This window comes from Ornithinibacillus bavariensis (assembly GCF_018333235.1).
Lineage (GTDB): Bacteria > Bacillota > Bacilli > Bacillales > Amphibacillaceae > Ornithinibacillus > Ornithinibacillus bavariensis.
The window spans coordinates 57,857-69,899 of sequence record NZ_BORP01000001.1; the positions used below are offsets into that span (position 1 = coordinate 57,857).

12 protein-coding genes are annotated in these 12,043 nt (G+C 35.8%); 9 read left to right on the plus strand and 3 right to left on the minus strand.

What is annotated here, in order from left to right:
- Window positions 1–203: 203 nt before the first annotated feature.
- The gene (locus KI338_RS00305) at window positions 204–1,379 is read left to right on the plus strand and encodes an MFS transporter (protein ID WP_212918992.1); all 1,176 of its coding nucleotides are present in this window, start codon (window positions 204–206) and stop codon (window positions 1,377–1,379) included.
- 42 nt (window positions 1,380–1,421) lie between these two features.
- On the opposite strand, the gene KI338_RS00310 is transcribed toward KI338_RS00305, so the two are convergent.
- Entirely contained in the window at window positions 1,422–1,946 is a 525-nt protein-coding gene (locus KI338_RS00310; protein WP_212918993.1) for a CueP family metal-binding protein, read from the minus strand.
- 263 nt (window positions 1,947–2,209) lie between these two features.
- On the opposite strand from KI338_RS00310, the gene ymaG reads away from it, so the two are divergent.
- Window positions 2,210–2,491 carry an inner spore coat protein YmaG gene (ymaG, locus tag KI338_RS00315; RefSeq protein ID WP_244853241.1) on the plus strand — a complete coding sequence of 94 codons (282 nt, stop codon included), beginning with the start codon at window positions 2,210–2,212 and terminating at the stop codon, window positions 2,489–2,491.
- A 231-nt stretch (window positions 2,492–2,722) separates the two neighbouring features.
- Here the strand turns inward: ymaG and KI338_RS00320 are convergent, their stop codons facing one another.
- Both KI338_RS00320 and KI338_RS00325 read right to left on the minus strand, forming a co-directional pair.
- Window positions 2,723–4,489 (minus strand): beta/alpha barrel domain-containing protein, encoded by a 1,767-nt coding sequence (locus tag KI338_RS00320; RefSeq protein WP_212918994.1) that lies wholly within the window; start codon window positions 4,487–4,489, stop codon window positions 2,723–2,725.
- A 142-nt stretch (window positions 4,490–4,631) separates the two neighbouring features.
- A complete protein-coding gene (locus KI338_RS00325) occupies window positions 4,632–5,393 on the minus strand; it encodes an SDR family oxidoreductase (RefSeq protein ID WP_212918995.1) in 762 nt (253 codons plus the stop codon).
- Window positions 5,394–5,547: 154 nt separating this feature from the next.
- On the opposite strand from KI338_RS00325, the gene KI338_RS00330 reads away from it, so the two are divergent.
- The 7 genes from KI338_RS00330 (at window position 5,548) to KI338_RS00360 (ending at window position 12,042) form a co-directional block, all read left to right on the plus strand.
- Window positions 5,548–6,156, plus strand: coding sequence for a TetR/AcrR family transcriptional regulator (locus KI338_RS00330; RefSeq protein ID WP_212918996.1), 609 nt, complete (start codon window positions 5,548–5,550; stop codon window positions 6,154–6,156).
- Complete coding sequence (locus tag KI338_RS00335; RefSeq protein ID WP_212918997.1) at window positions 6,141–6,845, plus strand: response regulator transcription factor; 705 nt, start codon at window positions 6,141–6,143, stop codon at window positions 6,843–6,845. The genes KI338_RS00330 and KI338_RS00335 overlap by 16 nt, the downstream gene beginning before the upstream one ends.
- A complete protein-coding gene (locus KI338_RS00340) occupies window positions 6,842–7,843 on the plus strand; it encodes a sensor histidine kinase (RefSeq protein ID WP_212918998.1) in 1,002 nt (333 codons plus the stop codon). The genes KI338_RS00335 and KI338_RS00340 overlap by 4 nt, the downstream gene beginning before the upstream one ends.
- 81 nt (window positions 7,844–7,924) lie before the next feature.
- Entirely contained in the window at window positions 7,925–8,689 is a 765-nt protein-coding gene (locus KI338_RS00345; protein WP_212918999.1) for an ABC transporter ATP-binding protein, read from the plus strand.
- Window positions 8,664–10,556, plus strand: a complete 1,893-nt coding sequence (locus KI338_RS00350; protein ID WP_212919000.1) for an ABC transporter permease — start codon at window positions 8,664–8,666, stop codon at window positions 10,554–10,556. Before KI338_RS00345 ends, KI338_RS00350 begins: the two co-directional genes overlap by 26 nt.
- Before the next feature lie 247 nt (window positions 10,557–10,803).
- Complete coding sequence (locus tag KI338_RS00355) at window positions 10,804–11,205, plus strand: YbaN family protein (protein WP_212919001.1); 402 nt, start codon at window positions 10,804–10,806, stop codon at window positions 11,203–11,205.
- A 189-nt stretch (window positions 11,206–11,394) separates the two neighbouring features.
- Window positions 11,395–12,042 (plus strand): hypothetical protein, encoded by a 648-nt coding sequence (locus KI338_RS00360; protein WP_212919002.1) that lies wholly within the window; start codon window positions 11,395–11,397, stop codon window positions 12,040–12,042.
- The last annotated feature ends 1 nt before the right edge of the window (window position 12,043 follow it).

Consider the following 12,043-nt stretch of genomic DNA (forward strand, 5'->3'; position numbering starts at 1 on the left):
CAACATCCTAGAAAGGACTTTTTGATGACGGAGAGCATTAAATTACTTTGCTGATGCTCACGTCTTATTTTTTTATTTAAAGTAATGCTTTTTGTTTCTAACTAGAATACCTGTCTTCTTAAAAATCTATCTTCGTTAATCTGTTATTTTTTTATTACTAGGTTTACAATGGACTTGCAAGCATATACAAGGGTGGAATTATCTTGAAGTTGAATAAAGTACTACCTATTTTATTTTTAATTATGTTCCTAGTTATGGTTGGTTTTGGAATTATTATTCCCGTTCTTCCATTTTACGCTGAGGATATGGGTGCTACACCTACTGAGCTTGGCTTGTTAATGGCAGTCTATTCACTGATGCAGTTTTTATTTGCCCCTATGTGGGGACGTATTTCCGATCGTGTTGGCCGTAAGCCAGTAATGATGATTGGTATTTTTGGGTTATCTTTATCCTTTTTCTTATTGGCGATTTCCACAAGTTTGTGGATGCTATTTGCTGCTCGCATAATAGGTGGAATCCTGTCTGCAGCAAATATGCCAACCGTACAGGCTTATGTCGCTGATATTACAACAGAGAAAGATCGTGGAAAAGGTATGGGAATAATTGGTGCAGCTACAGGACTTGGTTTTATTTTTGGGCCAGCAATTGGTGGTACGTTTACAAATATTAATTTACATACACCGTTCTATATTGCTGGGACAGTTTCCTTTGTTACTCTAATATTTGTATTATTTAGCCTAAGGGAATCATTAAATCTTTCAACAAGAGCAGTAGTCCAAAAAAGAAAAAAGTCATGGAATAAGGTTTCAAATGAACCATTAGCCATGCTGTATTTTCTACAATTTTTTATATCTTTATCATTATCTGGCTTAGAAGCAACCTTTGCTTATTTTGCGGCAAAGAAAGCGGGTATGGACTCTATATCATTAGGCTATGCTTTCATGATTATGGGATTTGCTAGTGCTGCCGTTCAAGGCTCTATGGGTATTTTATCTAAAAAATATGGAGAAGCGCTAGTCATTCAAGTGGGAATTTCCATTTCGGTAATTGGGTTTGGGTTAATTCTATTCACACATAGTTTTGTAACGGCGGCTATTTTTCTAGCTGTTTTTGGTATAGGAAATGGTGTTATTCGACCAAGTGTATCTTCTTTATTAACAAAGAAATCAAAAATTGGCCATGGTGCCACGACTGGATATTTATCGTCATTTGATTCATTAGGAAGAATTATTGGGCCTGTATTAGGGGGCTATTTATACTCAGTAAGTATTGGGCTACCGTACATTTCTGGAATGTTCGTATCTATAATGGCTTATATTCTTTTTCGGGCTTACCTATCAAAAGTAAATAAAGTAATGGACTTTCAAGCACGAGGCTAAAGCAGAAAATGCACCTAGAATTATCTGGGTGCATATTTAAAATTAAAGTAACTGCATCGTTGTAATACATGTATTGTCGTTTTCAAAGGTGGAAATAGTGGACTCGGCAGTTTTTCCATTATATCCAATTTTTACTTCAAATGTCTTATCTCTTGGTAACCATAGGTCAATGAAGCCATTTTGAAGTGATGCCATTTTTTGATCAACAATAACATTTCCATCATCATCCTCAATAAAAACCTCAAATTCCTTTCCAGCTAATTCTCCTTGACAACCTGTCAAGCTATGAATGGCACAAGGGTGTGTTTCATTTTCAAATGGTGCAATGGATACGAAAAATTCATTTTCTGGTAGGGCATAGGTAGTCTTTTTCTCTTCTTTGTCTGTTACAATAAGCTCAGTAGATGTAATGGAAGCATTCACATTTTCATAGTTACCAACACTGTAGTCATTTACTAACTTTTTAATATCGTTCTGTGATCCGTCCTCGTTTGATGTGCTGTCACTGCAAGCTGCTAAGATGGCGAAAAGTAAAATGCTCGTAATTGCCAGTAAACTCTTTTTCACTTATAGTTCAACTCCTATAAAATTATTTCATTTATACATGTAATCTTTGTATATTTTATCATAAACATATATCTAAAACGAATCTTCACAGAAATGTCATGAATCAAAATAAATGCATAAATCCATTTAAGGAAAAATGACTTTTGTCTTTAGGTTGTAGCCCAAGCAAACCCATGATTTTAGCATATTTTAAAAACGACTAGGTTAGTTGTCTATTGACAATTAGTCAATTGATTACTTGAAATATGGGGAGGAGAGAAAGTATGTATAATGATGGTAATTATCCTCAGGTTTGGGGAAGTGATGGAAGCTACCCACAGGTTTGGGAAAATGATGAGAGATTATTTGGGAGACGTCCGTTCGGATTTGGTTTTAGGCCGTTTGGATTTGGGAGGCCATTTGGGTTTGGATTTGGCAGACCATTTGGATTCGGCTTTGGCGCACCGTTTCTCGGAGGAGTTCTAGGTGGATTAGTGGGTAGTTCTTTAATTGGACCGTATGGGTATGGGTATGGCTACGGGTACCCATATTATCCTTATTGGTAAGCTAAAGTCCTTGCTATTTCAGCTTTAGACTAAGCGGAAAATAAGTAAATTTTTAAGTCTATCAACCATTTCAAAAGTTAACAAGGATGAATTGAAGTGAAGACCAGTTCAAAACGTCAATCCAATAGCTCTCCTATACTAGTATGAATAATAGGATTGTTCCACCAGCTGATTCATAATCAACAAACTAATACTGCACCCTGTCCAGCTTAAAAGGGTGCAGTATCTTTTTTAATATTGCTTTCTAAAGAAGGAGTATGTAAGTATTAGACCGATTAAAAATAAAACGAATGCAATATAAGCAGGTAGTAGATGGATGAATGTTGTGTAGCCAATTGCAAAATGTATATATAATCCTGCATAAAATGCTGGTAAGCCGCCGATTAAATAGGTCAACCAAACCCATCGATTTCCTTGTTGAACTCCCCATAGCGACATAGTCAAAACTAATAAGCCAACACTGAGTAAAGCACTACCAAATCCCGCTCGATCATGTGCTAATACCGGAAGTAAATTCTCGTTAAATTCTTGTAGCATTTCTTTTGGCATACAGATATAAGCTAAATCTGTAGACACGAAGATGCTGGTGACACCAATAAATGATATGATTACTCCACCCAAAACAAAGGAAAAACCTAAAAGTACAAATGCCAATTGACCATAGATGCCTCTCTTATAAATTCTGTCATTTCTTCTATTCTTAGATGCGGGGGTACCTCGGATTCCTCGTGTTTTATACAAACCATAAAGGTAAAAAGGGAGTAATATAAGCCAGAATAGTAAATGCAGCCAATCAAAATAACCAAATCCAATGAAGGCAAATATACCAAGGAATCCAATAATAGCTGCTATATCAATGGCTTGCTTTGCCCACTTCAATCCCCATTTTACACCGTGCTTGGCGAGCTGCATATAGACTACTCCACCAGAAATCATGGTTCCAGCTAGAGTCATTCTGTCATGTGCCATAAATAGCATAATTCTGTCATTAAAAGCCCATATTGTTTGACGTTTCATATTAAGAAATATTTCATCATATGGGAGAATTATCGTTGTAATACTTAAGATAAAGGCAATGATTCCGCCAATTAAAATGGACAAGCCAAATAACCAATAAGCAAACCAGCCGGCTTGAGGAGAGGGGCGAATCGAAGAACGATCAACGAGTGCTTCATTAATCCTCTTTGGTAATCCAGGCCCTGCAAATATATAGCCATCTGTTAGCATTATCAAATTAGCCCCCGAATCTAAAGCTTGTAAGGCTTGTTCTGGTTCATAGATTCCTCCCGATGCTATAATGGTGCCATGATACCCCATTTTTCGTAACGATTTGATTTTCTCAACTAAACTACCTTCTTCAAAGCTGTGCTCTAATAGTAATCCAGAAAAAGGACTATCTATAATCTCTTCATTTACTAGAGAGGTAACTAAAAATAGTGGTTTATTTGTTTGTTTTATAGTCTCTTTGAAATTTGCCTCTAAAATAAACCCATCTGCATAGCTATCAAGCTTCTTTAGCATATATACCACTTCATGATAATTGCCAGAAAGCCTAAAAAAAATTGGTTGTTTCTTTTTTAATTTCCTTATTTTTTTAACAGTCTCTTCGATTCCAATAGATTCTATTTTAGGAGGAAAGGATATTTTTTGGTTCGCTTGATCTACAATTGGACTAGTAAATTTTTCTGTCATTTCCATGGATATTGGCCCAATCTCAATAAAACCAAAGCCTAAATTAGTAAACGCCCTAGTTCCTGAAAGTAGTGGATCAATTTTACCAGATAAACCCACAGGATTTGGAAAGTCAATCCCATGTATTTCTTGTCGAATTAAAATAGAGCTTTCTTCTCTTCCTAAAAAATTTATAATCCTAGGTCCAATCCCAAATGGGAGTGAAGCGATGCTATTCATTCCTTTGTGAATGAACTCCCTTGATATAGTTGGTGGTAATTTAAATAACAACGGTTTAAAAATTCCATGATAAGACCAATCCGGCATAAACATCCCCCTAGTTCAACCAGTTATCCTTATAGTAGCATGTTCATCCTTGGGTGTCAGTTCATGTTAAAAAGTGAAGGCTAAAACCGAAAAATCGTTGGACTTTTGGTTTTAGCCTTCAGCTAATCATCTTTAATTTGTATTAAAATGCAGCTGTCCAACCACCATCAGCTGTAATAACAGATCCATTTACAAAGCTTGATTCATCAGATGCTAAGAACAGTGCAACCTGGGCAATTTCTTCTGGTTGTCCAATTCGAGGAATGACTCCTTGTACAGGCTTTGTACGTTCTATACCAAATGGATTAACATTTTTCATCGAAGCGGAAATATTGGTTGCAACTGCACCAGGTGCTATAGCATTGCAGCGAATACCTTTTTGTGCATACATATAACCGGTATTTTTCGTTAAGCCAATAACAGCATGCTTAGATGCTCCGTAAGTTGCACCTGCATGGGCACCATTTAAGCCACCGGTTGATGCTGTGTTAATAATAACACCTGATTCTTTTTCGAGGAAAATCGGTATTGCTTTGCGCATCGCACGCATAACACCCTTCGTATTGATTTCAAAAATTAGATCCCAGCGCTCATCCATAATATCTGCAACTGGTTCGAATCCATCCATAATACCGGCATTATTAACTAAAATATCTAGTGTGCCAAATTTTTTTACTGCTGTATCAATCATATTGTCAACATCTTCTTGTTTGGCAACATTTACTTGAACAGCTATTGCTTCTCCATTATTCTCAGTAATTCCTTTAACTACCTCTTCTGCTCCCTCTAGGTTAAGGTCTGCTACAATAACTTTTGCGCCTTCCTTGGCATAAAGTTCTGCAATAGCCTTCCCCATCCCTGAAGCTGCACCAGTAACCACCGCTACTTTGTTTTTTAATTTCAACGTAATCTCCTCCTCTTAATTGAAGAAAATATTGAACACTTGTACAATAAAATTATACGTCATTACCACTAGTAGTACAAACAACAGAAAATGTAATAACCGTTAATTAATCAACGGTTTTTAAAAGAAGTGTATACTAATGGAGGAAAAAAATATGAAAAAGGATTTGCGAATTGTAAAAACACAGGCAAGTTTACGGCATGCACTACTAGCATTACTAAAAACGAAGCCTCTCGAAGCTATTACCATAGCAGAGCTGTGTCGCTTAGCTAATATAAATAGAGGAACATTTTATCTGCATTATAAGGATGTTCATGATGTATTTAAGCACTATCTAGAGGTTATCGTAAATGATTTAAAGCAGTCCTATGAGGAGCCGATTTTTAAGACAAATTATAATATAGAAAATATCCAAGCAGATATGATTAAAATATTTCATCATGTAAAGAAATACCAAGACTTTTACCAAATCATCTTTGATGAACGAATTCCAATGATGTATTACTATTTGTTTTTTGATACGGTCCGGTCATTCATGAAGGATTCTCTTACTAATGAAATCTTTATAAAGGAACAAGCGATAGATATAGATTATTTAATTAGCTATCAAACGAATGCAATTATAGGCATCATCATTGAATGGCATAAAGAAGGCTACAAGACATCTTTTCAGGAACTAAACCAACAGCTTATTGCGATTTTATCAATTCATAGCCCGTTTAGGGAAAGGATGAAGGAGGATGAAATATGGAAAAAATCATGATTGTGGAAGATGACTTGAAAATTGCCGAATATCTGCAAAACTATATTACGAAATATGGATATGATGTGACGCTAACAGAGAACTTTGAAAACTTGATGGAAGAGTTTCGAAAAGAACTTCCTGACCTTGTCTTATTAGATATTAATTTACCTAGCTATGATGGCTACTATTGGTGTAGACAAATCCGTAATGAATCGATTTGCCCAGTAATTTTCATTTCCGCTCGGACAGGAGAGATGGATCAGGTAATGGCACTAGAAAATGGTGGTGATGATTTCATTACGAAGCCATTTCATCCCGATATCGTCATGGCTAAGATTAGAAGTCAACTTCGACGTGCGTATGGTGAGTATGCCTCCAAACATGAAGAAAGAGTGTTAGTACAGGATGGTCTTCAATTATTTCCAGAGCGGTTAGAACTGCGATATGGAAAGGCTGTCGTAACATTAACAAAAAAGGAAACGGATATTATGGAAAGCCTGATGGATCGTTTCCCACGTGTTGCGGGAAGAGAGGATTTGCTTATTAAGTTATGGGACGACCAAGCATATATTGATGAAAATACACTGAATGTTAATATCACGCGTGTCCGAAAGAAGCTACAAGATTTGGGTGTCGAGGATGCTATTGAAACAGTTAGAGGAGCAGGTTATCGACTACGAATAACGTGGAAAGAGGCAAAGGGATGAAACTATTTTTGCGAGATCATGTTCTTCTTATCATTCTACAATGTGTTCAGTGTACCATTCTACCATTACTATTTTGGTTGGATGGGTATCGGAACATTAAATTAATTGGATATGCGGTATTTCTATCCTTCTTTTTATTTAGCTGTTTTCTCGTATATCGATGGTTTAGTCGAATGTATTATTATAAGCGATTGTCTAATCCAATCGATAGCTTAGATGGTTCCTTAGAGCGGACAGATCAAACGTCTATAGCAGAGGCACTTGATCAATTATTACGTTCACAATACCACCTATACCAAGAGGAGCTTCAGAGAGCAAAGGAGAGTCAAGAGGAGCATATTCTTTTTATGGACCGCTGGGTGCATCAAATGAAGACGCCTCTTTCTGTTATCGAGTTAACGGCACAAAGCATTGATGAGCCAGAATCGTCTAGCATAAGGGAAGAAACAGAGAGGATGCGGAATGGGTTGAATACCGTGTTATATATGGCTAGGCTTCGAACTATAGAGGAAGATTTTCAAATAAAGCCCGTTGTTTTATCGAAGCTTGTACATGAAGTGAACCAAGAAAACAAACGGTTTTTCATCCGAAGTGAGGTATACCCGCACCTTCAAGAAGATAAATTAGGGATTACGGTAGAGACGGATGAAAAGTGGCTTTTCTTTATGTTGTCCCAGCTCATTCATAATGCTGTTAAATATTCCTCTGGGAAGAGCAAGAGTATTATCATTTCACTATATGAACGAGCTGGAAAGGCAATACTAGAAGTGAAGGATTTTGGGGTAGGGATTCCTGTCGTAGACCAAAAGCGTGTATTTAAGAAGTTTTTTACCGGAGAAAATGGGCGGAGCTTTCGTGAATCAACAGGAATGGGACTTTATTTAGTGAAGGAGGTAAGTGAAAGGCTAGAGCATCGTATTGAGCTTGAATCTGAGGAAAATCGCGGTACTACAATCCGGATTGTTTTTTCTAAGTCACAAAACCTTACACCAATGTAAGGTTAATGAAAGCATAATCGATAGTTAGCCACTGTTGAGAAGGGCTATACTACATATAACGAGATAGAAAGGAGTACGATTATGCTTAAAATAAAGAAAGTAGGTAAGGTATACGAAGGAAAGGTTGCATATAGAGCATTAACAGATATTGATTTAGAGGTTGAAAAAGGTGAATTCGTGGCAATAATGGGGCCGTCTGGTAGTGGGAAAACTACACTGCTTAATATTATTTCAACCATTGATGAGCCAACTGCAGGAGTGGTTGAAATCGATGGCAAAAGTCCACATCAGCTTAAAAAGAATGAGCTTGCAAAGTTTCGTAGACAGGAGCTTGGGTTTATTTTTCAGGACTTTAATTTATTACACACATTAACAGTTGAAGAAAATATCGTTCTACCATTAACTCTAGATGGCGCAAGAATAAAGGAAATGAAAGAAAAAGCGAGTACGATTGCTGAGAAGCTAGGGATTGGTGCAATTATGAATAAACGTACCTATGAGATATCTGGTGGTCAAGCACAGCGTGTGGCTATTGCTCGCGCCATGATTCATGAACCGAAGCTTCTTCTTGCTGATGAGCCAACAGGAAATCTAGACTCCAAAGCGTCGAAGGATGTAATGGAAATGCTTGTTTCTATTAATGAAAAAGAACAAACTAGTCTATTGATGGTAACCCATGATCCACAGGCAGCTAGCTATTCGGATCGCGTTATCTTTATCAGAGACGGGAAGCTACATTCGGAAATACACCATGGAGAGTCAAGACAAGCATTTTTCCAAAAGATTATAGACATGCTCTCCTTGATGGGAGGCGATGGCAATGACCTTTCGTCAGTTCGCGTTTAATAATGTTCTCCGCAATAAGCGCCTGTACGTAGCATATTTTTTAAGTAGTTTATTTACAGTAATGGTTTTTTTCACGTTTGCTAACTTTGCTTTTCACCCTGTTTTTACAGGTGGTACTGTAGATTCCAAGGCCCTCTTTAGTATGGCAGTAGCTGGTGGAATCATCTATATCTTTTCTTTCTTCTTTGTATTGTACTCGATGAGCTCATTTTTACAGTCAAGAAAGAAAGAGTTTGGGCTATTGATGTTACAAGGAGCATCCACGACCCAGATCCGGCTAATGGTGTTTATGGAAAATATACTAGTAGGGTTTCTAGCGACAGTTGGTGGAATTCTTCTTGGTTTAGTATTTTCCAAGGCTGTTCTCCTCATTGCTGAAAATGTGTTAATTGTTAATGAATCTCTAAATTTCTATTTTCCATCACTTGCTATTGGAGTTACATTCATTAGCTTTATGGTATTATTCTTGTTTATTTCTATGTTCGTAGCGTTTATTCTACGTACGAAAAAATTGATAGATTTAATTAAAGGAGATAAACAGTCAAAAGGGGAACCAAAAGCAAATATATTCTTAGCTATTTTTGCTGCACTCTTACTAATTATCGGCTATGGAGTTGCCTTAACTGTAAAGGGCGCACTAGTCGTTTACGCTATGATTCCAGTTATTGTAGTGGTAATACTCGGTACGTATCTTTTATTTACACAGCTTAGTGTATACATCATAAGAAAACTAAAAGGGAATCGTACAATTTTTTGGCGAAAGACGAATATGCTTTTATTTTCAGATTTGTCATTTCGAATGAAGGATAATGCTAGGACATTTTTTATGGTAGCGATTATTTCGACTGTTGCTTTTAGTGCTATAGGTACTTTATTTGGATTTCAATCTTATCTTACAAAAGGCATGGTACAGGCAAATCCATTTTCCATCACGTATTTTTCATATGCAGATGATACGGATAAGGATATTAATAACGAATTAAATCAAATCCAAGCCATCCTAAATGAAAAAGATATTCATTCTGAGATGAAGCAGATAGCGCTAAATTATTATTCATCTCCATACAGAGATGAAGGTGTATTATTTGTAAAGGCATCCGATTATAACAACTTTGCCAGACTCGTTGGTGAAAAAGAGATTCATCCGGGGGAAAAAGAAGCTATTGTAGTGGACCAGAGTTCGAAAATTTTATCGTATTCCAATCCTAGTGATCAACTAATGGAATCTACTATTAAATTGGAAAATGGTGCAGAACTAACCCCAACGGCTAAAATAGAAACTGAAATTTTACCGGAGTTTAATGGTTACTATATTATTACAGATAATAATTATGAACAATTAGGTTCTCCACTAAGAAGTAGTATGTATTATGTATGGCAAGTGGATAAAGGACAAACAGACAAAGTAGTTGAAGCTGGGGAAAAGATATCTGAAAAGGTCCCGTATAAAGCACAGTCCGTTGATTATAATGTTTATCAAATCAATAAGACCTTTGGACCAATCTTATTTATTGGCTTATTCATTGGTATAGTATTCTTTGTTTCAGCAGGAAGCTTTCTGTACTTTAGGTTATACTCAGATTTGGAAGATGATAAGCGTAAGTTTGGTTCAGTTGCTAAAATGGGCTTAACACAAAATGAATTGAAAAAAATAGTAAATCGACAGACTGCCTTGTTATTTTTTGCTCCAATTATTGTTGCGTTAATTCACGGAGCAGTTGCATTAACTGCTTTATCTCACATGTTTGACTTTAATTTAATGAAGGAAGCAACATTTGTATTAGGTAGTTTTGCCTTGATTCAAATCATTTATTTTTTAATTGTTCGGTTATTCTATGTTAAACAGTTAAAGCATGCTATTTATTAAAAACGAGGGATTCCAATTTTTGATAAAATTGAACACCTTTAATACGAATAGAAATAGTGATTTCATTGCTATAAAGTCAAACAATGACTATAATTGATATTAGAGCATATATTAATTTATTATAGGCTATTGTAGCATGAAATCAGTCCAAATTTTCTAGGACTTGTGCAATCTCTTTTTTACTTGCGCACGTCCTTTTTTTCATAAATCGCTATATAGACAGAATAACGAATAGTAGGTGGTAATCATGAAGAATATGAAACGGATTTTGTATATTCTACTTGGATTCATATCTTTTGGAATAGGTGTAGCGGGTACTGTGCTTCCAGTATTGCCTGGTGGACCATTTTTTCTATTTGCATCCTATTGTTTTGCAAAAAGCTCAGAACGTCTTGAAAAATGGTTCAAGCGGACCTCCTTCTATAAAAGGTATGTCGATCGATACTTCTTAAGAAAAGCGATGACAAGGATGGAAAAAATCCGGATTAATTTAATAGCTGATTTTTTTATTTTGCTATCAATTATTTTTGTGAAGATTCTTTTGGTAAGGATTATCATGGTTCTACTTGCTGTTATTAAGCATTACTATTTCATCAAGAAAATAAAGACCATCAAGCCAGATGAGATAGATTTATATGAGCTAGCTTAAAGAAATACTAAAGCCTGTCCTAACTATAGGGCAGGCTTTTTGTTTTGGAAGAAATAGTAGATGAGGGTTACTAATCATCACGCACTGAAAATCTTGTTTATTATTAAATTATTTTTCTATTGACATATATACTGAGTAAATATATACTCAGTATATATTTACTCAGTATATAAAAAGTGAGGGAGATTGATGCAGTTTTTACTCGATTATCAATGGGAAATTTTTATTTTATTAGAAGTACTTTCTCTTGTTTCAATCTTATTATTTGGGATAGTACGGTATTTATTAAGTAAGAAGAAAAGTAGTGTACTATTTTTATTTTTATTTCTTGTATTGCTCTTAATGGAGGCTGCTTTAGCAGTTGTTCTATACAGAGAGACTGGAGAAATTTCCACTTTTCAAATTGTTATTACTATCTTTGTCATCTATGCATGTACATTTGGAATCGGCGATTTTAAAAAACTGGATCGTTATATGAGATTGAAAATAGGAAATTGGCGTGGAATCGATTTACTAACTGAAGAAGATAAATTATTAATGAGGAAACAGAAGGATCCCAGATATATTGCACAAAAATATCGATACAGTTCCATGATACATTTCGTTATCTTTGTATGTGCTCAGGCTATCTTTTGGTATATCGGATTGGGTAGTATCGAGAAAGTAATTTCTTATCTTACAGATTTATCTTGGATAGGAACATCCAATGTAGAAAACACTCCTTATCCGAACGAGGTATTATATGGGATATCACAGGTTTGGGGATTAGTATTTATTATTGATTTTATATATTCGTGGTCCTATACCATATTTCCATCAAAACAAGGAGGTGAATAGT